General features: G+C 61.4%; 14 protein-coding genes. All 14 read right to left on the minus strand.

Features of this window, described 5'->3' with window-relative positions; all coding sequences use genetic code 11:
* Positions 1-37: 37 nt before the first annotated feature.
* The 14 genes from CWC48_RS09760 to CWC48_RS09825 all read right to left on the minus strand — a co-directional run bounded on the left by CWC48_RS09760 (position 38) and on the right by CWC48_RS09825 (position 24,501).
* Positions 38-484: a hypothetical protein gene (locus tag CWC48_RS09760; protein ID WP_078046307.1), complete on the minus strand. Its 447-nt coding sequence runs from the start codon at positions 482-484 to the stop codon at positions 38-40.
* On the minus strand, positions 481-8,388 hold the full coding sequence (locus tag CWC48_RS09765; RefSeq protein ID WP_100491780.1) for a hemagglutinin repeat-containing protein: 7,908 nt from the start codon (positions 8,386-8,388) through the stop codon (positions 481-483). Before CWC48_RS09765 ends, CWC48_RS09760 begins: the two co-directional genes overlap by 4 nt.
* Positions 8,389-8,419: 31 nt before the next feature.
* Positions 8,420-10,141 carry a ShlB/FhaC/HecB family hemolysin secretion/activation protein gene (locus tag CWC48_RS09770; protein WP_100491781.1) on the minus strand — a complete coding sequence of 574 codons (1,722 nt, stop codon included), beginning with the start codon at positions 10,139-10,141 and terminating at the stop codon, positions 8,420-8,422.
* Between the two features lie 366 nt (positions 10,142-10,507).
* On the minus strand, positions 10,508-10,990 hold the full coding sequence (gene pgaD, locus CWC48_RS09775; protein WP_078046304.1) for a poly-beta-1,6-N-acetyl-D-glucosamine biosynthesis protein PgaD: 483 nt from the start codon (positions 10,988-10,990) through the stop codon (positions 10,508-10,510).
* 2 nt (positions 10,991-10,992) lie between these two features.
* Entirely contained in the window at positions 10,993-12,333 is a 1,341-nt protein-coding gene (pgaC, locus tag CWC48_RS09780) for a poly-beta-1,6-N-acetyl-D-glucosamine synthase (RefSeq protein ID WP_099491524.1), read from the minus strand.
* 2 nt (positions 12,334-12,335) lie between these two features.
* On the minus strand, positions 12,336-14,333 hold the full coding sequence (pgaB, locus tag CWC48_RS09785; protein WP_100491782.1) for a poly-beta-1,6-N-acetyl-D-glucosamine N-deacetylase PgaB: 1,998 nt from the start codon (positions 14,331-14,333) through the stop codon (positions 12,336-12,338).
* Positions 14,334-14,345: 12 nt separating this feature from the next.
* Positions 14,346-16,826: a poly-beta-1,6 N-acetyl-D-glucosamine export porin PgaA gene (gene pgaA, locus CWC48_RS09790; protein ID WP_100491783.1), complete on the minus strand. Its 2,481-nt coding sequence runs from the start codon at positions 16,824-16,826 to the stop codon at positions 14,346-14,348.
* Positions 16,827-17,125: 299 nt separating this feature from the next.
* On the minus strand, positions 17,126-18,622 hold the full coding sequence (locus CWC48_RS09795; RefSeq protein ID WP_078046300.1) for a YdgA family protein: 1,497 nt from the start codon (positions 18,620-18,622) through the stop codon (positions 17,126-17,128).
* A gap of 147 nt (positions 18,623-18,769) precedes the next feature.
* Complete coding sequence (locus tag CWC48_RS09800; RefSeq protein ID WP_078046299.1) at positions 18,770-19,402, minus strand: NADH:ubiquinone oxidoreductase subunit N; 633 nt, start codon at positions 19,400-19,402, stop codon at positions 18,770-18,772.
* Between the two features lie 81 nt (positions 19,403-19,483).
* Positions 19,484-20,926 carry an efflux transporter outer membrane subunit gene (locus CWC48_RS09805; protein ID WP_078046298.1) on the minus strand — a complete coding sequence of 481 codons (1,443 nt, stop codon included), beginning with the start codon at positions 20,924-20,926 and terminating at the stop codon, positions 19,484-19,486.
* The gene (locus CWC48_RS09810; RefSeq protein ID WP_100491784.1) at positions 20,923-21,813 is read right to left on the minus strand and encodes an efflux RND transporter periplasmic adaptor subunit; all 891 of its coding nucleotides are present in this window, start codon (positions 21,811-21,813) and stop codon (positions 20,923-20,925) included. The genes CWC48_RS09805 and CWC48_RS09810 overlap by 4 nt, the downstream gene beginning before the upstream one ends.
* Entirely contained in the window at positions 21,810-22,019 is a 210-nt protein-coding gene (locus CWC48_RS09815; RefSeq protein ID WP_012721577.1) for a DUF1656 domain-containing protein, read from the minus strand. The genes CWC48_RS09810 and CWC48_RS09815 overlap by 4 nt, the downstream gene beginning before the upstream one ends.
* Complete coding sequence (locus CWC48_RS09820) at positions 22,016-24,094, minus strand: FUSC family protein (RefSeq protein WP_100491785.1); 2,079 nt, start codon at positions 24,092-24,094, stop codon at positions 22,016-22,018. The genes CWC48_RS09815 and CWC48_RS09820 overlap by 4 nt, the downstream gene beginning before the upstream one ends.
* The gene (locus CWC48_RS09825; RefSeq protein WP_028615224.1) at positions 24,091-24,501 is read right to left on the minus strand and encodes a MarR family winged helix-turn-helix transcriptional regulator; all 411 of its coding nucleotides are present in this window, start codon (positions 24,499-24,501) and stop codon (positions 24,091-24,093) included. The genes CWC48_RS09820 and CWC48_RS09825 overlap by 4 nt, the downstream gene beginning before the upstream one ends.
* Positions 24,502-24,603: the final 102 nt, after the last annotated feature.

Here is a 24,603-nt window from a genome sequence, read left to right on the forward strand (position 1 = left end):
ATGCGCCGGATATTAGGCAAAGCAAAAGACCTACTGATTAAGACTTTGGCAAACCCGAAAGTACTGCTTTAAAAATTTGAGTTCCATCATCAACGGCTGATGATGCTTCATATATTGCTTCGGCTGCTGCCATAAGCGAGTTCTCTCCACCAGCTAAGGACAGCGCCGATACAGCGCGAGCTTGGCTAAACAGCTGAAGGCCTTCTACATTTAAGTTTTGCCCTTCGTCCAGACTGTCTTGCAAGTCAAAATACTTCTCATCCAACTGTGCAGCTAAAGCATCTAGCTCAGAAATCTGATCAGTCGTAAGTTTATTACCAGATCTTAGTTGCCTAAGAGACTCGACAACAATAGGCACTTCCACTGGACAGGCCTGAAAAGCAAGTTCGCAAGCCACTTTTACAGCACTTCTTCGTTGCTCCTCACTGACTAACTTAAGCTTTTCTACAAGGCCTTTCTCAACCGTCTCTAAACGCATAATCATTGTTTAGCCTTTGGCAGTGGTTTTAATGGCGTTGACACATTGGCCCCTGTCGGTTCAATTACGTTCTGACATGATGCACAGACAGGGCGTGTGGCACCGATATCAACAACTTTCAATCCGTTGGCATTGGCATAGCTGACAATATCCGCTTCTGCGTGGCCTGTACCAACAACTACTTTCTCACCTTCTTGCAAACTCACTCCAGGACGAAGATAGCCACGAGGTTCACTTGTACTGACTAGAACAGAGCGAACACCATTCGTATCCTCTACTACCGCAACCCCCATAGTTATTCGGCCTTGAGAATTCGCAGGTATTTGTGACTGAATTTCACTTACACGATTTTGGACAAGGTTCGATGGGTTTTCGTAGGCAAGATCTCGCTCTAGAGATGTACCTGCACCTTTTGCATCAAGAGCGCTACCTTTTGCAGTCTCGACATTCCGCGCTGCTGCCGCAGCATCTGCAGTAGCAGCTACCTCCTTCGCTGCAAGCCTGCCAAATCCTCCCACACCTAACGCCGTACCGCCAGCCGTCGCGGCACCAAAGGGCAACTCAACTGCTGTTAATGTCAGTTCGGTACAAACTACTGGGTTCATCCCACAGGCATTTAACAGTGCTGGACCAAGCAGCATGGCTCCTGCCACCGTTCCGGCTACAACTGCACCACCCGCCACCGTATAAGCAAGGTTTTCACGACGCTCATCATACATTTGCACCGAGCACGCTTGCGCGCTCAGTCCTGCACAGTTTCGCTCCTTGTAGCGCTCATTTTCAGCCTTGATGCGCTCTTCAGCCTTTTGTTCAAGTGTCTTACCCTCAGCTAACGCACTTGCAATATCACCCAGCGAGTTGTTCTCAACCGCATTGTTGCCAGCCTTTGCACCGGCAATTGCACCGCTCAGGTCACCTCCTGCAAGCCCGCCTGCCAACCCCGACGCCAATGTCGAAAGCGCCGATACGGTCTGTCTCTGCTCCTCGCTCAAATTCTCAGTTTTAATATCCGGATACAACCGCGCCGCAATTAACTCCCCCGTACCAGCTCCCGCGGCACCGGCACCCGCCGAGTTCCCTTGGGCCTGTGCAACCACAGCACCCAATACCACGTGGGCCATGATTCGGGCGGTATCGTTGCCCTGCGTTGATTGCTTGATGAGGTTTGCCAGATAGGGTGCCGACGCACCCGCAAGGGCAGAGCCGATGTCACCCCCTGCCAGTCCTTGCAAAGCTGCCGTCACCGCTTGAGCGGCACGTTGATAATCGCCCCCCGTTCCGTACGGCTGCATCACCGTACGGGTCACCTGTGCGGCGATCTGTTCATCCGTTGGCCGGGTATTGCCCTCCCTGATCAGCTTGTCTCGCGCAGCTGCTATCGCTTCCGGATCTTTTTGAGCGTTGGCCGCGTTGATGGCGCCTTGAGTGCGAACGATGTCCGACGCCTGAGTGCCAATATCAGCAATCAACTGCACTTGCCGCAGGCGCTTCTGCTCTTTCTCCTTATCGAAGATAGGGCTGATGCTGCCGTTGGCGTGTTCGACATCGTGGCTCAGCGTTGCAACGTCCTGCTGCTGTTTGGCAGGGTCGCGGATGTCGAGGGTGCCGTTGGAAATGGCCGATGACGTGGTACCGCTGTCGCTGTCGCCATGGTTGAATGCGACCAGCGTGCCACTCGGCATATTGCTGATGAAACCTTCAACGCCATTGTTGCCACTGCTGACGCTGGCGCTCTGCAACTGGCTTGTATAGTCGGCTTTGTTCTTCAAAACGCTCCAGCCAAGGGTGCCGGTGCTCAGGCGGTTTTTGTCCGGAGTTGCAGTGCTGGCGATCACGCTGCCATCGAGTTGCGTGTGGTTGCCCACATCAATCTGGTAGCCGCCCTTACCGCCGAACAGGCCAGTTTGCTCCTGCACACTTTTATAGTTGGAGTCGATCTTGCTTTTGCTGACGCTGAGCGAGCCGCTACCCGTCATGGTGCCAATCGTGAAACTCGCGCCGCCGCTGACATCTGTTTGCTTGGACTTGTAGTCGTCGGTGTCTTGCAGACTTTGCAGCGTCAGGTCGCGACCGACTGTGGCTTTAATCTGATCTGCACTGACCTGTGCGCCTTTAAGGACGGTGTCGCGCCCACTGATCAGGCTGACTTGCTTGCCAGCATCCAATGTCGTTTCTGTCCAAGTTGTACCGGTGCCTTTCTCGTTGCCGCTGCCCTTATTCGCATTGGCGAAGATGCTCAGGCCAGCACCACTGGAACCGAACCCAAGGCTGACGCCTATGGCACCACCGCCACTGCTGTTCTTGCCATCAAGCTTTTGTGTGTTGGCGGCTGCTTCCAGGCGGATATCACGCTCTGCTGCCAACAGCATTTCATTACCGGCCTGGAGCTTGCTGCCCTGGACACGGATGTCCCCGTCTGCGCCAGGCGTGCCGTTACCGGCGGCTACAATGCTGAGGTTATTGCCGCTGGTGAGGCTGCTGCCTTGGTTTGCTGTCTGCTCCTGGGTCTGTTTGGAGCTGGATTTTTGCGAGCCGAGCGAGATGGCGATGCCTACAAACTGCCCAGCGTTAGCGCTGGTCATGCCGCCATTCTGCTGTGCCGCCTGCCACGCCTGCACACCCGTCAAACCCGCCTTCACACCTTGCAGCGCCGAGAGGCGGCCGTCGTCCTCATTCTTGGCTTGTTTGGCGGTCTTGTAAGCGGAGTCCACCGCGCTACCCACAGTGCCGGATAACGCCAGGGTCAAACCACTGGTTTTGCTTTTGGCCGTCTGTTCGCTGCGATTGTTATTTTCGGACGCCAGGATGCTGACATTTTGCCCAATAAGGCTGATGTCCTTACCGGCAACCACGTCAGAGCCGCGAATGGTCAGGTCTTTACTAGCCTGGACGTCCACACTGCCCAGCACACTCCCGATGTTGCTGGCCCGGGTGGTCTCGGTGCTGCTGGTGAAGGTGTTTTGGTTGCTGCTTGAGCCCAAGGTAACGCCGATCCCACCAGAGCTCATCAAACCCGATTTTTTAGTCGAGGAGGAATGGCTTTGTCCGAAGGTTTCCGTCGCCCCGTCAATCACCACATTGCGCCCGGCAATCAGGCTGGTGGCATTGGTGGAAACCACGTCACTGGCGGTTGTGCCGATGTCCCGCCCGGCGCGCGCAACGACGGTGTCAGCACTGATGGAAGAACCCTGCTGGCTGATCTGGTTACTACTATCGATGCGCGTCTTCTGGCTGCTGGACAGCAACCCGCTGCTGGTTTTGGTTTTGCGGTAATAGCTGTAGTCGCTGTCTTGCACGGCGTTCAGCGCAAGGTCGTTGCCAGCGTACAGGTAAGCTTCCTTACCGGCGCTCGCGCGGCTGGCGCTGACGAGGAGGTCGTTGCCTGCACTCAAGGAAAGGTTGTCACCGGCCACCAACGATGTGCCCACTTGTTGGACATGATCTTCCCGGCTCGTAACCTTCTTCGAATTAGATGCCGAGTGTTGCTCGTTCGCGACCGAACCGAGACTCAAATTACCCGTAGCCGCCATCGCTAAATTGCGTTTGGCATTAACCTGGCTGGCCACGGCGCTGATGTCGCGCCCGCCAATCACATGCAGGTCGCGGCCTGCCTCGACCACCGAGCCTTGCTGGGCGATGGTGGTGAAGCTGGAACGATTGCCGATGGCGCCGCTGTCGAGGCTTTTTGAAGCGGTGATGTTGACGTCGCCCGCCGTCTTGACTGTGGTGTCGGCACCGCTCTTGAGCACGCCGCCGACGTTGTTGACGTTGCCACCGGCTTGCATGGCCAGATCGTTGGCCGATTCGATGCGCGCGGCGCTGTTGACGAAGTCGCTGCGTTCGGTACGGTAGCTACTGGCGCTTTCGTGGGTGGTGACGCTGCGTTCGTTGAGCAGGTCGGCGCCGGCGGCGAGGTTGACGTTGCCCGCGCTGATCACACCGCCTGCGCGGTTGCTAAGGTTGTTGCCGGCCAGCAGGTCGAGACGGCCAGCGGCCTCCATCAAGCCGCTGTTGGTGAGGTTGCCGCCGACGTTCGCCAGCAGGTTGCCGGTGGCACGCAAGGTGCCGGCGTTGTTGAGGTTGCTGCCGGTGATCAGGTTGACGTCCGTGCCGGAAATCAACGCGCCGTTGGGTGCCAGGCGGTTGTTCGCCTGGGCCAGGTACAACACCGGCACCAGCACTTGTTGCCCGGCGACGGTGGCGTTTTCCAGCCAGACGATGTCGTGGGTCAGGGCCGCGACCTGTTCGGCGGTGAGGCTTACGCCCACCGACAGGTTAAGCGCGGTTTTGCTGCCGATGGCGTTGTCCATCAGGTGCTTGAACAGGTCGGCGTCGCTGGTCTGGCCGTCGATGAAACGCTGGCCGGTACGGGCGAGTACGGCTTGCTGGATCAGGCGCTGTTCGTAGAAACCATCGCCCAGGCGCTTTTGCGCGGTGTCGGGGTCATAGCCGAGCTTGGTCAGCATGTAGTCCGAGCCCAGGAACTTGCGCATAGCCGTGAACAGCGGGTTGGTTTCGATCAGGTATTTATGCGGGCTGGCCGCGAACTGGCTGGTGGGCAGGCCTTTGGCGCCATCGCTGTCGTTGAGGTGGAACAGGCCGTTCTGGCCGGTGGGCAGGTCGAAGCCGGGCAGGCGCAGTGGGTTGACCTGTTGCTGGGCCACGTCCGGTGGCAGTTGCGCGTTGAGGCTGACCAGGGTCGAGTAGCCTGGCGCATTGGTGTTGGCGCCGCTGCCGACGTAGGTGTAGCCACCTCGCACGACACTGTTGTCGATGCCGGCCTGGGCCTTCACGTCTACGCTGCCGCCGGCCTGGATGACGGCGGCGTAGCTCTGGTCGGGCGCCATCAACTGGGTGGTCTTGCGCAGCTTGTCCTTCTCGCCCTCCATCTTGCCAATGAACGACGCCAGGCCGGCTTCGACGCCGGTCATGTCCTGGCCCGCCGAATAGCGCTGGGTGAACGCAGCGGCTTCACGGTACCAGCCTCCAGGCTTGCGCTCGCGGGCGGAGGTAAAGACGCGGTCATACTGGGTATCGTGGGTCACGACGCCGACGTTGGTGAGTTGGTTGACGATGGCCGTGAGGTTGCCACCGGCGGCGATGCTACTGCTGCTGTTGAGCAGCTCGCCGCCAGTGAGCAGCATGTTGCCGCCCGAGGTGATGCTGGACGCTGCCGTGGCATCACTGACGATGAAGTGATCACGCTGGGTGATCTGGAACGGCCGGTTCTGCTTGCCGCCTTCGCAGTCGCCACCGGTCACCCCGTCGATACAGGCGATGGGCGTGATGGAGGCACTGTAGATGCCGGACTCGGTGGTGAGCACAGTACGGATGTTCTGGATCGTGCTGGCGGCCAGGACCAGGTTGCGCTCGCTCTCGATGGTGCCCGAGCTGTTGATGATGCTGGTGGCCAAGCCGCCCTGGCCGTCGCGGTCGACGCGCAGGTTACCCATGGCGTAGATCGTGGCGCCGAGGTTTTTCAGGCGCTCGACCTTGAGGTTCAGGTCGCCGCCACTGAAGATCAGGCCGTGGTCGTTGAGCAGGTTGCCCACCGAAAGATCCAGGCTGCCCTGGCTGGCGACGCTGCCGCCCACGATCCAGTCCTTGCCGCTGCCGACCAGGGCGCGGGTGCCGAGCAGTTTGCCGGTGGCGGTCTGTTGCAGGTTATCCACGTTGACGGTCAGGCGCCCGGCCTGGATCGCGGTGCTGTTGGTCCAATTGACTTTGTCGAAGGTCAGGTCGCCGTTGGTGACCAGGCTGCCACCCACGTCATCGAGGCTGATGCCACTGAGGTCGAGCACCCCGGTGCCCACATGCAACACCTTGCCACCGGTGTTCTGGAAGCGATTGGCGGCGAGGCTCAATTGGTCGTTGGCGGTCTCCAGGCTGCCGCTGTTGTTGAGCAGGCCACCGATGGCGTAGCGGGTCTTGCCGCTGGCGCCCAAGGCACGCATTTGCCCGCTGTTGTTCAGGCTGGCGGTCTCGACATCAAGGGCCGTGGCGCTTTCGATCAGGCCTCGGTTATTCAATGCGCCTTCCAGGCTGATGTCGATCCGGTTGCCGGCGATCTCGCCGCCGTTATCCACATTCATACCGGTCAGGTGCACGCGATCGCGAGCAAACAACGCGCCGCTGCCGTTGTTGAAGTCAGTGGCGTCGATCTGCGCATCACCGCCCTTGGCGGCGATGCGGCCACCGTTGTTGTCGAGGGTGCCGGCGGTGATGGTCACGCCAGCGTTTTCACTGTGGATCAGGCCGTTGCCGCTGTTTTGCAACAGGCCGCTGGTGGTCAGGGTCAGGCCAGCGTTGGCGGCCAGGGTGCCGGTGTTACGGTTGTCGATGCTGTTGGCAAATACCGTCAGCAAGCCCTGGCTGGCGAGCTTGCCGCCCTGGTTGTCAACGTGAGCGGCGCGCTGGATCAGCAGCGGCCCGGCGCTGGCCAGCTTGCCGTTGCGGTTGATCAGGTCGCCGATCAAATCCAGGGTGATCGCCCCGCCGGCGGTCAGGCTACCGGTGCTGTTATCCAGGGTATTGCCGTTGAGGGTGAACGCACCGGTGCTGTCGATGATGCCGCCCTGGCTGTTGTCCAGCAGGCCGCTGACGTTGAGGGTTTGTGCACCGTCGCTGAGCAGGCGACCTTTGTTGCGGTTGTCGACGCTGGCGGCGGTGACGTTCAGTGCCTGCTTGGCGCTCAAGGTAGCGCCCTGGTTATCCAGGCTTTGCGCGGTGGCGGTAAGGCTGCGATTGGCGATCACCGTGCCGGTATTGGTGAGGTGCTGGCTGTCGAGGGTGACGTCGCCACCGGCATTGCGGGTGTTGTCGGCGTTGACCCCGGCTTCGACGATGCCGCTGTTGGTCAACTGGCCATTGCTGGCCAGGGTGATGCTGTCGCGCGCGGCGAGGGTCTTGCTGTTTTTCAGGGTGCCCTTGGTCTGTGCCTTGAGGGTGGTGCCCGCGTACACCGCGCCCTTGGTCTCCAGACTCGCGGCCTTGATGTCCACCGCACCGCTGGCGGCGGCCTGGGCCATGCTCAGGTGGCCGTTGGCGTCGAGCTGAATATCACCACCACTGGCGGCCAGTGTGCCGTCGAGCTTCACCCCCACACCGGCTTCGGTGCCCACCAGTTTGATCGCACCGGCATACATGCCGCCCAGGGCCGACGAGTCGATGGCCAGTTCCGGCTTGGTGCTGCCGTCGTCGGCGCGCGCGGTGGTTTTCAGGCTTTGGGCGTCGACGTCATTGCGCCCGGCGATCACCGTGAGTTGTTTCGCGTTGATCTGCGCATTGATCTTGGCCGAACGCGTGATGATCTCGAAGTGGTCGACGTTGCTCGCGTTCAGGCCTTTGCCATCGATGGTCACGGCGCCGCCGTCGACTTGGTAGCTTTTCAGTTGCCCGGCCTGATCGATCACCGGTTTACCGGTGGTCAGGGTGACGTTGGGGGTGTTGATGAACCCGCAACCGTTGCAGCTGATGCCGTAGGGGTTGGCGACGATGACCTTGGCCGACTGGCCCGCCACTTCGGTGTAGCCGCGCAATTGGCTGGGGCTACCACCTTTGACTTCGTTGAGGATGACATTCGCCGCGCCGCCCTTGAGGTTCGGGTTGCCGACAATGATCCCGCCCAGTTGCGTGCTTTGCACAATGCTGTTGGCGTTGTTGAGGATCACGCCGTTGGGGCCGACGTTGTAGTCCTTGAACTGGTTATGGGACAGGCCGCTGCCATTGGGCGTGGCGATATTCACCACCGGCACGCCGTTGCCCGCCTGGCCGACCGTGGTGCCCGGGCCACTGACCACGATACCGTCGGCCTGGGCCAGCAATGGCTGCCAGAACAGCGCGTTGGCCAGGATCAAGGCCAGGCCGCGTTGGCTCAGGGTTTTCAGGGCAGTAACGGGGCGAACGTCCATATTCAAAATCTCAAAGGCTGCGGGCGTTGAATTACAGGTAGAAATCCAGGCGGAAATAGATCGGCGCTTCGCGCTCGGTCATCACGCCAGGTCGCTCCAGGGAGTGGGCAAAGGTCACGCTGGTGCTGACGTTTTTGCCGCGAGCGAACAGCTCCAGGGAGTTACTCGAAACCCTGCCGTGCTGGTCATCGTTGTAGCGATCGTTGCGAATCACGCCCTGGTCATAGCCGACGCTGGCGCCGTATTCGGCAAAGGCGGGGCGCATCCAGTCGAGGGTCACCGGGCGTGCCCAGCGCACTTCGTTGCGCCAGTAGCCGCCGCTGTCGCCGGTCAGTTGCTGGTCCTTGAACCCGCGCACCGAGTACGAGCCGCCGAGACTCATGCGTTGCGCCGGATACAGCACGTCCTCACTGCGCTGTCCGGTGGCCAGGCTGGAAAAACTCAACGATTCGCCCCACAGCGTGAAGGGTTGCAGGTAGCTCACGGTGGCGGTGTATTTGCGGTAGCGCGGGGTTGGGGTGAGGTTGCCGCGGATGCGTTCCTGGTCGTCCTTTTGGGCGTCAAAGGCACCGGTGCCGTTCTGCATGCCGACATCCAGGTTGACGAAGGCGCTACCGATGCGGCGCCCGTGGTTGATGCCCACTTGGAACTCGCTGAGGCGGTTGCTGCTGACGTCCAGGCGCTCGTCGTTGAAGTAGTTGTTGGTGCGCAGATGGGTCAGGCCGACGTTGACCGAGGTCTTGCTCACGTCATCGCGATGCACCACGCGCTCGGCACGCACCTGGTGGTTCTGGCTGTCGCCCGTTTGCTTGTACTTGTAGCCGTCAAGGTCGCCCGGCGCGCGGTACTCGCTCTCGCTGTAGGTGTAACTGAAGTTCCACCAGCCCCACGGCACGTTGTAATACAGCATGCTGTTTTTCGAGGTTTTCTGATGGTCGCTGATGGCGTCGTGGCCGCCGCGCAGGATCAGTTGATCGGCCAGGCCCAGCGGGCTGTCCCACTCAAGGCCGGCGCCCCACTGCTGTTCGCCGGTGCTTTTCTGGCCGTCGTTATTGCGCGACAGGCTGGCGCGCCAGGGTTTTTGCGGCTGGTTTTTGACCAGCACTTCGCTGCCGCCGATCTGGGTGCCGGGGGTCAGTTCCATTTGCGCCTGTTTGGACGGCAGGCGGCTCAGTTGATCCACCAATTGTTCGACTTCGCGCAGGTTGAGCGCTTCACCGACCTTGCCGGGAAACGCCATGGCCAGTTCGCGGTCGGTGACCGTGCTGCCCTGGGCGCCCTTGATGCCTTCGAGTTTGCCTTCGACCACCAGCACTTGCAGATGGCCGCTGGAAAGGTCCTGTTGTGGCAAGTAGGCGCGGCTGGTGACGCGGCCCTTGGCGATGTAGTCGTCGGTGATGACCTTGAGCAGTTCATTGAGCTGCGTAACGCCCAGGCATTGGCCGATATAGGGTTTGAGCAAGCGCGTGCGGTCGGCGGCGGACAGGCTGTCGGCGCCCTTGAGTTCGATGTCCTGGATGGGAAAGCAACGGGTATCCGCTGGCAGCGCCGGGGCCTGGGGCTTGGTGTCTTTGCCGGGCAGGTCTTGAAGCTCTTCCAGGCGCCGGCGCTGCTCTTCGAGAAGGCGATTCTGCCGGTCGCGGATCAGGTCCTGATCCCCAGGCGTAGGGGCGGCCATGGCGCTGTTCAGGCTCAAATAAGCGAGCAGGAAAGTGCACAGCAGGTACCGGGTCCGTGGCAATAAAAAAGACATGTTCGATCCATCGAAAATCAACGGCGGGCAAACTAACATCGAACTTGTACCCACTCAAAAAGCCGAGTTAGTTAGACGCTCGTACTAGTTTTCACCACAAGCCATTGATTGATAACGACTTAATATAATCAAAAGGTCATGCAACTTGTAATCGGACTTATTATTCCGACAAGCGGCAGCACTATTGATCGCGATTCGTCGGAGAACTTATAAATTGCCATTAGTTGGCCATCAAGTTCTTGCCGAGATAAGTTAGTACCGGAAAGTGCAGAAAAGTTCGCGGCGGTTTTGTGAATTGGATCCCATTTGTCGGGATTAAACGAGATCGTTCCCACCTTGCATGGGAACGACCCTTCCAGCCTTTACCTAGCTGGCGTCTTTATTCTGGTCCTTGCCCGGCACCAGGGTCAGCCCAGGCTTCTCCACATCACGGGATACGTGGGATTTCACTTCGGCAACACCGCCGTCCTCGTCGTTATGGATCACCAGCACACCCGGTCGACGCAACTGCTCCAGGTCGCCTTCGCCCAGGCTGAAACTTTCGTTCAGGTTCTGGTCGGTCAAGGCCTTGGCCTCGGCCCGGCGCTGGGCGAACTTGCGGCCTCGGCGCTGCTGGTAGCGCGCCCAACTGATCAGGATCACGGCGTTGAACAGGGCGATCCACAGGTAGATCTGCAGGGTGTTGAGGGCGGCAAAAATCGGCGCCTCGATCCGCGGCCCACCGTGGGTTTCCAGCATCGAGCTTATCCCGCGCGCCAGTAGCCAGATCAACCCGGCCCAGGCCATCAGGGTCAACAGCACATCGATAATCCACATCACCGTACGTTGGCGGGTTCTGACCAGTTTCATGATCACGCCTCCTCTTCAGTAGGTTTGATGCCGCGATCAGGGCTGACCCAGCGCGCACGCTTCTGATGCTGGTTGAACAGCACCTTGGGAAAACTGACCAGGGTGGTGAACAGGCTGACCAGCCAGAACACCATCGGGTACCACACGGTCCAGAACAGAGTCTTCCACAGGTCTTTCTCGTAGCGGCGGTCGATGATGATGCTCACCGCAAACTGCAACAGGCACACCATCGCCAGCACCAGGCCGGTAAACGCTGGCGGGACCAGGGAGTCCACCGCGATCGCCGGTGGCAACACCATGAACTTGCCAAGCACGTAGAAGATCACCGACAACAGGAAGGTAAACGCCCAACCGGTGGACAGGCAGTATTCGAACAGCAGCGGCCACAGGTAGCGATGGCGCCATTGCCAGATGCCACGGATATTTTTGAACAGCACTTCAGCACCGCCCTGGGCCCAACGCAGGCGCTGCTTCCACAGGCCGCCGACAGTCTCGGGCATCAGGATCCAGCACAGGGCGCGTGGCTCGTAAAAGATGCTCCAGTGATCGAGCTGCAGCTTCCAACTGACATCGATGTCCTCGGTGATCATGTCGGTGCTCCAGTAGTCGATGCGGTCGAGCGCCTTTTTACGGAACGCTACCACCACACCCGACACCGTGAAGATCCGGCCGAACACCCGCTGCGTGCGCTTGATCAAACCGATGATCGACGAGAACTCACCCACCTGCACGCGGCCGATCAAAGTCGAGCGTGTACGAATGCGCGGGTTGCCGGTCACGGCGCCCAGGCGCGGGTTATCGAGCATCGGCGCGACCATGTAGGCCGCCGCGTTTTTATCCAGCAACGCGTCACCGTCGATGCACACCAGGTACTCGCTGCGCGCGGCAACTGCGCCCATGCGCAAGGCCACGGCCTTGCCTTGGTTCTGCGCCAGGTGCAGTACGCGCAGGCGTGGGTGTTCCAGTGCCAACGCATCGAGCACCGCAGCGGTGTTGTCTGTGGAGCCATCGTTTACTGCGATCACTTCAATGTTCGCATACACCTGCCCCAGCGCCGCACGCATGGTATCGGCGGCGTTATCGCCTTCGTTGTAGCAAGGGATGATGATCGAGATCAGCGGGTTGCCGGCCAAGGTGGGGGCCGGTGTGTCCTCTTCCCACGGCCAATGGCGCTCCCAGTGCAGCCAGAAATACAGGCCGCCTGCGATCCACAACGCCGACATGAACAGCGGGTAGAAAAACACGAAGTCCATCAGGAACTGCCCGGTGACCAGGAAGATCAGGCCCAGGGGCACGCCCAATACCAATGCCAGCACGAATAAAGCCAGGATTCTGTCGAACATGGTCAAGGGTTCCATTGGTTGGAAAGGGCCGGACGCACAGTCTTCAGGTCCGGGGAGTTTTCCAGGAAGTTGTCCGGGTAGTAACCAAAACTCGTGACCCCCTGGCGCTTGAGCACACCCATCCATTCAGCCATTTGCTTGGCATTGATATCCGGCGCTTCTTTGGTGCGCCAGTCTTTGGCTTGCAGTTCAAATACCGTGCGTTCCAACGCGCCAGGGCGCGATTTCACCGTCGCCACCAGCTTCTCCAGCCAGGCGTTGGAGGTCTTGTACTCCTGGCCTTCCATCAGCGGCATGGCCATGGGCGCGGTCCAGTCATAGGTCTGGAGGAAGTCATCGAGGTTCTGCGCAAACCAGGTTTCGCTGCCCGGATTGAGCATCGGCTCGGCGAAGATATTGCGCGCGGTCTGCACCTGCGGCCCACCGATAGCACGGACCTTGGCGGTCAGCTCATGGGTGAAGTCGATCAAGTAGCGGCTCTTGAAGCGCGTCCAGCGTTGCATCACGGCCGGGTCGGCACGCAGGGCCTCGATGGTGTTTGGCAGGCCGTTGGCGGCATACGCCTTGAGCGCGGCCGGGCTGGCATCTTCGAAATCGTTGAACACGGCGTCGTCGTGGTACAGCACACCGTCGATGGCGTTGTTGCGTGCCAGGTCCTCGTAGATCTCGCCGATGATCTTGCGCACCTGCGGGTCAAACGGCGACAGGCGCTTATATTGGTCCGGGTCGAGGCCGACCTTGCCGGTTTCCGGGTCCCAGCGCGTCACGCGTGGCAGCTTGGGGTCGAGGGCGAAACTGAGCACCGGCATCCAGGCATACACCGCCGTATGGGCACGGGTGTGCAATTGCCAGGAGACGCGGTTGAACAAGTCGGCACGTACCGGTAAGTGGCGGTTGGGGAAGTACAGCTCATGCACCAGGCCGTCGCCCTTGGGGTCGGCGAAGGCTTGCAGGAACACGGTGCCTGCGCCCATGTCGACCACCCTCTGCACCAGCTGGTCGAGGTTGCGGGCCTGTTGGGCCGGGTCCGGGTCGTAGACGTTATCCAGGTCCACGTGCAACACGCGCAGCGGTGCCTTGGCTTGCGCCGCGACGATGCTGTTGGCGAAGTGCTCGCCGTCCGGGTCGGAGGCCACCAGGAAGCGTGGGCTGTTCATCAAGTCATTCGAGCTGTCGAGGCCATCTTCCAGGGTCAGGGCCATCTGATAGCCCTGCTCGCCGACGATCGCCAGTGAAGTGCCCTTGGCTGCACCGTACGGCCATACCCACACGCGCGGTTTCTTGCCGGTGACCTTTTGGATTTTGTTGGAAATCGCCACCACATCGGCACGCATCCGTGCATCGAACTGCGCCTGGCTTTCATAGCGCCCCGTGGCCGGGTCAAAGCGCAGCGAGGTCGCCGCCGGCTCCAGGTTGCCTTGGGGGTTGGCGAGGATGCCGGTGTGGCTGGCATCGGTGTGCGCCGCGATTTCCACAAGGCCTGACTGGGACACTTCGCGGATCTGCTGCCAGGTGAGGAATTCGCCACGCGGCCGTGGCTGGCCAGCGAAATCCACCGGTTTGTTCAGTGGCGTATCGATCCAATAGCCCACGGGCGCCAACAACGCTGGCCAGTGGTAGGCGCGCAGGATCGGCATCACCCGTGTGTAGAAGCTGGAATAACCATCATCGAAGCTGAGCATGATGGCTTTGGGCGGTAACGCCGGCCCACCGTTGCGGGCCGCCAGGATCTGGTCGACGCTGACCGCCTGGTAGCCGTTCTCGCGCAGCCAGGCCAACTGCTCGATCAGACGTTCGGTGCGCACCGCCACCACCGCCTGATCGGGGTCGCGATCCTCGACGTCGTGGTAGGCAATGCCCAGGAAATGGTTTTTCGGCCACGGCGCTTCGTTGGCCGGTGTCGGCCGCTCGGCGGGTGGAGTGAAAGGCGCGGGTTGCTGGGCACAGGCACTGGCCAGCATTACGCCCAGAATCAACAAGCATCGGCTGAGGACGGTCATGGTCAGGCTCTTCTAGAAACGGTAAGTGAGGTCGACGAGCAGGCGCAGATCGCGTTCGCGATCACCGTCGTAAGGTCGGCTGATCAGGCTCAGGTTGGCGCCGGCGTCCAGGACATCGTTCCAGCGAAAGCGTTGGCCGTAGCCCACCAGACCGATGCCACCGGTGGAATAATCCCGCTGGCTATACGTACCCGCACCGACCTGGAACTGCTGACTCCACTGGGTCTCGTAGCGGTGATAGAGCACATGGTTGATATTGAGGACCGGCAACACGGTGAAGTCCGACTTCGGGTTGAAGTAGACCGTGTCTTCCTTGCTGTTGCGGCTGGCACCCACTTCGAGGCCCAGGTCCACTTGCACTTTGGACGAGCTGTAGAGGCCTTCGCGGCCGCTGAGCAAGGCTTCGAAGCGGTCATTGCCATCACTGAAATGGGAGGGGCTGAGGGTCAGCTTCCATTCACGGCTTTCGTTGGCGCGCCAGCGGATAAAACCGCTACCGCCGTTGGCTGTGACGCCGTCATTCAACGCCCGCAGGGGCGTGGTGGACAGGAGGTAGCCCAGGCTGCCGCCGTATTGCCAGTTGTCATTGATGTCGCGGGCAATCGACACGGCGGCGCCTTGTTTGGAGCCGTCGCCGTAGGAGTGGTTGGAGACCTCGGCTTCAATGGTCATGTCGCGGGTACGCCGCTCGACGCCGACAACCTGCCATCGGTGCTGGCCGGTGCCTTCTTCGAAATCGGCGCGGGCATAGCCGGCACCGGCGAACAGGCGCCAGTCTTCGTCGATGGGTGGCGTGTAGAGACGGCTTTCGATGCCCCAGTCACGGTTCCCCGACACCGCCCCCGCATCGCCGTTGTTGCCGCCGCCGAAGCTTTTGCCGGTGTAGGCCTCGACCCGCAGCTCGGCCATGTCATGCACATCGCGCAGGCGGCTGAGGCGCTGCACCTGGCGGTTATCCGGGTTGCGTGCGACCACGTCATCGGTCAGCACGTCGAGCTGGCGCCACTCCTGCAAGTCCATCGCGGTGTAGGCCTGGCTCACTTCCAGGCCAATATCGCGCGGGGCCTGGGCCTCGGTTTCCTTGAGAATGCCTTCGGCGCGCCGTGGCAAGTCGCGGGCGCGGTACATATCGGCCTGGGCCAGGCGCAAGCCGACATTGCCTGGGGCCTTGGCCACCAGCGCTTCCAGGCCGGCCTCGCTGCCTGGCAGGTCGCCGCCAAAGACGCCAGCCTGGGCAGACAGTTGCTGCGCGTCCATCCATGCGTCGCTGGGGTTACCAACGGGCAAGCCCTTGAGTTCAACCCGTGGGTTTTGGCTTTTGGCCAGGGTGTTGGCGACCTCGCGCGCGTCGTCGGCTTTGTCGCTTTCCTGCAAGGCGTAGAACAGCGCCGTGGTGTCTTCGACCCGATCATCGGGTTCGGCGTCGGGCGCACTCAGCGCCTGGCGGTATAACGGTTCGGCTTTTTCCGGCTGGCGCTGATCGAGGTAGGACGCCGCCACCCAACGCACGGCGTAGGTGGGCAATTGCACACCTTCGGCCTTGAGGGTTTCGTACTCGCGGATCACGTCAGCGGTGCGCGCGCGGGCTTTGAGCGCGCCCAGGCGGTCAATGCGCCAGGTCAGCACGTCGTCATGGGCGGTGGGGTCCGGGGTCCAACGGGCAAGGAGTCGGTCGTAACCCTGCAACGCCCGGTCAGCGATGACGTAGCGTTCCTTCTCGGAGCGCGTGGCGAACTCGGCCATGCGCACGCGCTCGGCAGCCAAGTCACCTTCCAGGCGACGTTGGGTCACAGGGTCTACAAGCCCTGGCCGCTGGGCCGACAGGCGCAGCGCAGGCTCAGGCAAGCGGGCTTTTTGCAGGGCGACGATGTATTCGCGAGCCACTTCCGGTTTGTCGCCGGCGCGGATAAACGCCTGGTCGAATTCATTCAGCGCGTCGAACTGCAAGCCAGCGCGGGTCAGCGCGTAGCCGAGGGCCATGCGCCGGTTGGGGTCATCGGGCTTGGCGGCCACCAGCGCGCGGGCGCGTTGCACCGCTTCGCTGGCTTTACCGCCGTCTGCCTGAGTGAGAGCCAGACCCAGTTGCAGGTCGACATTGTTCGGCTCACGCAGCAGCGCCTTGCGATAGACCGCCTCGGCCTGCGCCCACTGCTTCTGGTTACGATAGGTCTTCGCGACCGTGGCCAGCGCCTGGGCGGTCAGGTTGCGGTTCTGACCCTGGGCCTCGTACACCTTCAGCACTTCGGCATCCTGGCCGGCCCAACCGGCAATCACCAGGTGATCGCTGATCTGGCCTGGCGTCTGGCGCTCGGCAGGCAGCTGACGCAATTGAGTAAGGGCGGGTGTGAAGTTGCCGTTGCGCGCCTGGATGATCAGGGCGTCATAGGCCGGGTCGGCCATGGCAAAGGTGGGCATCAGCAACTGGCTGCACAAGGTTACCCCGATGAGCAGCCGTAACCGGCCTGAGGCACTGAGTGGAATGTTTCGCAGCATATCGTGAGCTTCCTTACACACGGAAAGCTGTAACGATAGGTGGTCCTGAGCGATTTGCGTCAGGGTGTCGGCGTCTCGTGACCCGACCTAGCTTTCCTGTAGGAACTATCCCCGACGACTGTATGAAAAGGGACAAGTCAGAACAATTGTTCAGAATTGCCCGCAAATCTGAAAAACGAATGGGGGAACGAACTTGCCTGCGATAACGGGCTGCCAGCCGGCATGAACGCCGACTGTTTGACCCTTATCGCGGGCAACCCCGCTCCCCCATCTTTTATTTCAGGGCGATGGCGAAATAGTTACTGCGCGCCGCCAACCGCACCGACTTTGGACATCACGAAGCCAATGAACTGCTCGACGGTCATCTTCTGGCCGTTGAAGGTCACTTCATTGTTGGCGTAATGCAGCTTGGAGACCACGTCGCTGCCTACCAGGGTCGCCAACTGCGTGCCGACGGCCATGCCGCTGACCATTTCACTGGCCATCTGGGATTGCTGCTCGATGGCTTTAGGGTCGGTCACACCACCGACCTGCGCTTGCAGGGCGGCAACGTCGGCGATCATCGGCTTGGACAGGGTCAGGTTGGCGTCCAGCAGCGAGACCATTTGCTTGCCCAGTTCCACCGGCGGCAGTTCCATGGAGGTCGGCTTGGCCAGGTCCAGCACCAGGTTGAACTTGCTCTCACCGTGAGTGGTTTTCAGCGACAGGTTTTCCAGCGCCAGGTGCGGCTTGGCGGCCAGCAATTGGTTGACGTTGGCTTCGGCCAGGGTTTGCTCGGCCTCGGTCAATTGCAGCTCCGGCACCGGCTGGCCGGCGGCGGCAGCGGCTTGCACCGGCTGCATCTTGTCCTGGTAGAGCTTGGTCAGCACCAGGCCCGACGGCACATCGATGTTTTTCAAGCTCAGGGCCATGGCGGCAGAGCCGACGGGTTTGCCTTGGTAGCCGATCTCGTCGATCTTGTAGTCGACACGGCCGGCCATGTTGTTGTCGTTGATCTCACTGGAGTCTTTCTGCTCGAAGCCCTTGAAGGTCAGCACGGCTTTCTGCGGACCAAAGGTGAGCTTGGTGTCACTTAGCTCTACGGTGTTCTGGCCGGTGTAGAAACCGAAGGTGGATTTCTCCAGGTTGCTGGCGACGGTCAGGCCGGCGAACTCGGCGTTGAACGGCGCGCCATTGGCGTCGACTACGTCCAGCTTCAGGCTGTTCATATAGCCATCCACCTTGACCTTCTTGCCCTCGGCGGTGCTGTCAAAATCCAGGTTCAGGCCCGAGAAGCTCACCGAGGAGGTCTCGTCCTTGAATTCCAGCGGCAGCAATTCAAGGTTGCCGGTGACCGAACGGCTGTAGCCGATATTGGCCACGCCTTTGAGCGGCGACACGTCTTTGGCGGCGGCGAACCATTTTTCGGTGGTGGCGTTCTTTTCCAACGCATAGTGACTGGTGGCCATGACCGGCAGCCACTTCAGCGACACCAGGCGAGAGAACGGCAGCGGGCCGTGTTCGATATGGTCGACAATCAGCAGCTCGGGGTTCGGGTTCTGTTCACCGAAGAACGAGCCCTGGCCCTTGAGGCGGTAATGCGCGGTACTGCTGAACAGGCCACGGTCCAGGGACACCAGCTCCAGGGCAACGGTGCCGTCGACACCGGCCATGGAACGTTGCAGTTCCTTGTTGGCGTCCTGCACAGCCGTCTGCAGCACCGGCTCCAGCTGCTTGCCGGTGTACCAGGCGCCGCCTGCACTGACGACGCCGACGGCGACAACAAAACCCAAAAGAACGACTGCTGGCTTATTCATGAAGTGACCTGATCAAATCCTGTGAGAAGTGGGCTGTCTTCCTTGAACCCCGAGGGGGATTGGCTCAAGCCCGCCGAAAACGGGGGAAGATTAGCACTGGCGGCCACAAACGGCCCAGCCTTTCAGAGGGATCAGTTCAGTAGTAGTTCAGGAATACTCCAGCTCAATTTCATCCAACTGGTGGTCAAAACTCTTCAGCCGCGCCGTCCAGGTGTACACCAACACCTCAAACTCGCGGTGTATCACGGCATTGCCGGGGGTGTCGGCCTTGGGGTCACAGAAATCCAGCTGGTAGCGCTCGCGGGCCATCTGGGTTGCCACATCGGACAATTCCCGCGCGTTATTCAGCCAATGCCTACCATCCGCGACCTGCTGGTCGAGGGCTACGCACTGCTTTTTCAGGACTTCGAGGCTTTTTTCCAAGGGCGTGCCGGTGAGGTCACCCATGACTTCCTGGAACGTACGCCCCGGCTGCCAATAGCTGCCCCAGAAATAGCGGTCGAACACGGTCTCGACCCGGCGCAAGGCGACCTTGGTGTCCCAGATCGCCACGCGGGTCTTGCCTTGTTCGAGAAGCTTTTTTTTCACTCGTTGATTCTGGTAGGAGGCCCAGGCCACGACGCCGATGGACAGGGTGCCGATCACCAGGCAGGCGCTGTCGAGAAACACCATGGCCTTGTCGAGTTGGTGAGCCAGCATGACGCCGTAGAAATAGGCAGCCGATAACAACACCAGTGCGAAACACACGCACCAGAAAGCGGGAGCATAAGGGTTTTTCATTATTGGAATCCCCATGAGCAAACGCGAGCAGTGTCAGGCGAATCGTCACGGCGATCCGCCTGTCAAAGCATAGCTATTCGCTCAGGGTTTGCCGGTCTGTGACGCTTGCGTTCGTCCGCTTTCCCAGCCACCGCCCAAGGCCAGGAACAGATCGATCTGGCTCATGGCAACCTGGGTGTTGGCGGCTGCCAGTTGCGCGCGCACATCGGTGTAGGTGCGGGTGGCTTGCAGGTCGGCCAGGAACGACGCTCGGCCCGCCTGGAAGAAGCGGTGGGTCTGGTCTGCGGCTTCCCGGGCAGACTCGCCCGCTTCGGCCAGGGCGTCGCGGCGTTGCAACTGCGCGGTGTATTGCGCGAGGCCGGTCTGGGTTTCGCGGATGGCGTTGAGCACCACACCGTCGAAATGCGCGAGGGCGCCCTGGGTCGCGGCCTCGGCTTCGTGGATACGGGCGCGGGCGCCGTTGGTCGGCACCGACCAACTGATCAGCGGGCCAAAGCCCCAACGGTTGGTCGCCGGTGTGCCCAGGTCATCGAGGATCCCGACAGTGCCCACCGTGGCGCCGATGCTGATGTCTGGGTACAGCGCGCCGGTGGCCACGCCGATACGTGCAGTCGCGGCGGCGAGTTGGCGTTCGGCCTGGCGTACATCCGGGCGACGCTTGAGCAGGGTCGCGCCGTCGCCCACCGGCAGCAACTGGGCGATGTGTGGCAGCTCGGCGCAGCTGGCGGTGCCCACCGGCAGTTGGTCCAGCGGCTTGGCCAGCAGCATCGACAGGCGGAACAACCCGGCCTGGCGTGCTGCTTCGTAGCGTGGCATGTCGGCGCGCAAGGATTTGTATTGGGTCTGCGAACGGGTCACCTGGGTTTCATCACCCCGCCCGGCGTCGCGCAGGCGCTGGGTGAGCTGGGTGCTCTGGGCTTGCAGGTCGAGGGACTCGTTGGCAATCGCCAGTTCTTCGTTGGCCGCGCACACCTGGGTGTAGGAGCGCACCACATCTGCCACCAGGGTGATGCGCGCGATGTCGGCAGCCGCCTGGGCCGCGTCGGCACTGGCCTGGGCGCTTTCGATGCCGCGCTGCAGGGTGCCGAACAAGTCGAACTGGTAGGACGTGCTGATGCTGGCGCTGCCAATGTTGGCCACTGGGACTTTTTCTGTCAGCAGAAAGGCTTCGCCCGACTCTTGCAGGCGCTGGGCCTCGGCCTTGGCGCCGGCGCTCCAGCCGCCTGCGGACTCCGCTTCCTGGGTCTGGAAACGCGCGCGTTGCAGGTTGGCGGCGGCCACACGCAAGTCGGTGTTGGAGGCCATGGCCTGGCGTACCAGCTCGTCCAGGCGCGGGTCTTTGTAGAGCTTCCACCAGTCCGCCGGCACCGGCGCCGACACCACGTTATTGCCTTCGCCCGCGAGCGGCCCTTGCAGGTCGCCACGGTTGACGGCCGACGTTTCCGGCAGCTTGTAATCCGGCCCCACCACTTGGCAGGCCGACAGCAACAACCCCAGCGCAGCGGTTGCCAGCAGTTGCTTCATGGCTGGTCTCCGTCTCTGGCCTTGTCGCCGATGATCGACACCGTGGCAGTGCGCCCGGCGATCATACGGAAGTCCGATGGCACATCATCAAAGGCGATACGCACCGGAATCCGCTGGGCCAGGCGCACCCAGCTGAACGCCGGGTTGACGTTGGGCAGCAGGTTGGAGCCGCTGCTGCGGTCGCGGTCTTCGATACCGGCGACGATGCTCTGCACGTGGCCACGCAGGCGGGCGTTGTCGCCAATCACGCGGATGTCCACGCCCATGCCGACGTGGATACCGTCGAGCTTGGTCTCTTCGAAATAGCCATCGATATGGAAGGAATTGCTGTCGACCACCGACAGCACCGGGCGACCGGCGGTGACGAATTCCTGGGTGCGCGGCGCGCGGTCGTTGACGTAACCGTCCACGGGGCTGCGGATCACCGAGCGGTCGAGGTTGAGCTGGGCGGAATCCACCGTCACCTGGGCTTCGGCCAGGGCCGACTGGGCACGGGCGACGCGGGACTGGCTTTCTTCCAACTGCTCGCTGGGTACCAGGTTGCCGAGGCCACGGTTACGCTTGTACTCGCGCTGGGCCTGCGCCAGGGTTTCCTGGCGGTCGGCCACGGCGGCCTGGGCTTGGCGCAGGGCCAGCTTGAAACGGTCCTGGTCGACGGCGAAGAGCACTTGGCCCTTGGTCACCAGTTGGTTGTCGCGCACGTCCACGCGCTGGATCAGCCCGGACACGTCCGGCGCGATCTGCACGATGTCGGCACGGATGTGGCCGTCACGGGTCCAGGGGGCAAACATGTAGTACATGACCATGCGCCACACCACGACGACCGCAAACGTCACGATCAACAACGTGAGGACTACACGGCCGATGGTTAAAAAAGGTTTTTTCATGTCATCAGGTATCGACTGAGTGAGTCCACCGCGCCCAGCAACAGCGCGTAGAGCCCCACATTGAACAATGCCCGGTGCCAGACCAGGCGATAGAAGTGGACGCGGGTCAACAACCCGTGCACCACCAGGAACAACACGTACGTAATGCCCATCAGCACCAGCAGCGTGGGCAGGAACACCCCGCTGATATCCAGATCACCGATCATAAAGGCGCTCCATCAGGTAGCGGCGCTTCCATTTCGGTGCCGCCAATAAATTCCACGCCCGGCAGCAGCGACAGGCGCAGCCCGGCCAACGCGTGCAGCAGGTGCAGGCGGGTGTCGTCTTCGTCTTGCAGGCCCTGGCCGTTGAGGGCGCGGCGCGTGCGGTCCAGGGTCATCAGCAGACCGCTGGGCGCGGGCAAGCGTTCACCGGCCTTGAGGCACGCCTTGAAATAGCCGCCCACGCCTTCCACCACCTGGTTGAGCAACACCCGTGGCACCCCGAGGATGCGCGGCGAGTAGGCCAGCAGGTCGAGCAGGTTCAGCGCCACGCGCAAATCGCGCAGGGCGGTGCCGGTGTCCTGGTTGATCAGGGCCAGGCGCGGCAGGTGTTGCATCAGGCGGTCAAGCATCTGCGCGGCCATGTGCCGGTGTTCGGCCAGGGTCGCGGGCTCGGTGAGGCTGACGATGTCGCGCCAGCTGAAACGGGTCAGGCGCTTGGCCGCCAATTCAGCGCCGAAGGGCCGCGCGATCAGCGTCCACACAAAGGCAAACAACAAGCCCACCGGCCCCGCCAGGTTGACGTTGGCGAAGTTGAGGAAGTCCGCGTCATAGGCGCCCTGGATGCTGATGAACGACGAGGTGTTCACCAGCGTCAGCAACATGCCCAGGTAAAAACGCGGCTGCACGGTGAGCGTGCCGATACAGATAAACGGCACGGCGAACGCCAGCACCAGCATCGGGAAGTCATGCAGGTTGGGCAGCACTAGGAACAGATAGAGGCTGGCAAACAGCACTGACATGGCGGTCCAGAAAAAGAACCGATAGATCTGTGGCGCCGGGTCATCCATCGAGGCGAAAAAGCTGCAGGCGACAGCGGCCAGGATCACCGCGCTGCCGCCGTCGGTCCAGCCGAGCAGGATCCACAGCACCGAGGCGACGATGATCGCGGTGACGGTGGAGAACGCCGAGTAGAACATCAACCCACGGTCGAGGAACGGCGTGAGCCGGCCCAGGCGCCAGTGACGGTACACGGCGCGCCAGGTGTCCTGGCTCTCGCACTGGATGGCAGCTTGCAGGCTGCGGCAGTCTTGCCACAGGTCGATCCACTCTGCGAGACGATAGAGCGCATTGGAGAACAGCAGCGTGTGCCGGTCATCCAGCGCTTCGCCCTGGGGTTGAGCGGCGTCGACCTTGTCGCGCAGCACGCGCCAGCGTTCAAGCGGGGCTGTTTCGGTGGTGCTTTCCAGCCAGGCGTTGGCGGCCTCCAGCAACGGTGTGAGCTGATCTGCGAATTCCGGGGCGCGGTGTTCAATCGCGTACACCGCATCATCCAGGGCATCGATCACCGGCAGCAGGTGGATCATGCGCCCGCGCAATTCCTTGGTGTTGCGCACTGTCTGCGGCCGCGCGCCTTCGTGGGGCAACTGGCCGATCATCAATTCGAGGGTGTTGAAGGTAGTGACCATACCGCCGCGCAGCGTGCTGATTTCGTCGGGCTCTACATTGCGTGTGAGGAACCGCTGGCTGTAGACCTGAGCGTCGGCAAACCACTTGGCCACCGAACCATCAAACACCGGCATCAGCCGGCGCGGCCAGAACATTGCGCCCACCACTGCTGCCACTGCGATACCGAGGAAGATTTCTTCGGTACGCGCCTCTGCCACATCCCATACCGCCAGGGGGTTATCCACCACCGGCAGGGCGATCAACGGCAAGGTGTAGCCGGCGAGCATCAGAGCGTAGTTGTTGGCCGTGCGCAGGTGCATGGAGAGGAACAGCAGGGTGCCCGTCCACAAGGCAATCACCACCACCAGCATGTAGGGCGACTGCACGAACATCGGCACAAAAAGAACGGCCGCCGCCGCCCCCATGAAGGTGCCGATGGCGCGGTACAGCGCTTTGGAACTGGTAGGGCCGACAAACGGGCTGGAGACGATATACACCGTCGCCATCGCCCAATACGGACGCGGCATTTGCATGAGCATGGCGATGTACAAGGCAATCATCGAGGCCGCGAAGGTACGGACCCCATAGAACCAATCACGGGCAGGCGGGAAACCGGTAAAAAATCCGTTCAAAGCGACGCTGCCTCGAAGGCGCGCAGCACTCGCAGCGCGGCCTCCATATCACCTGGGGTCATGTCTGCCAGCACTTCCTTGCGCAGCCGCACCAATTGCACTTCCACCGCTTGCACCAGCTCGCGGCCGCGCTCGGTCAGGCTCAAGGCCTTGGCGCGACGGTCATGCACGTCTTCGGTGCGGCACACATAACCGTCGGTGCACAGACGATCGAGCAAGCGCACCAGCGACGGGCTTTCCATCCCGGACGCCTGGGCGACCTTGACCTGGTGCACACCATCGCCCAGGCGGCCGATCATCAACAACGGCACGGCGCAGGCTTCGGAGATGCCGTAGCTCACCAGCGTGGTCTGGCAGATTTTGCGCCAGTTACGGGCGCCCACCACCATGCTGCTGCTGAGGTTCATCTGGAGTTGTTCGAGGGATTGAGGCACTGGATAGTTCGCATACAGTTAGTTTGCTAACTATCAATATGATGGATGGATCCAGATGCGTCAAGTTTTGAAACA

This window comes from Pseudomonas sp. S10E 269 (assembly GCF_002798465.1).
Taxonomy (GTDB): domain Bacteria; phylum Pseudomonadota; class Gammaproteobacteria; order Pseudomonadales; family Pseudomonadaceae; genus Aquipseudomonas; species Aquipseudomonas pergaminensis.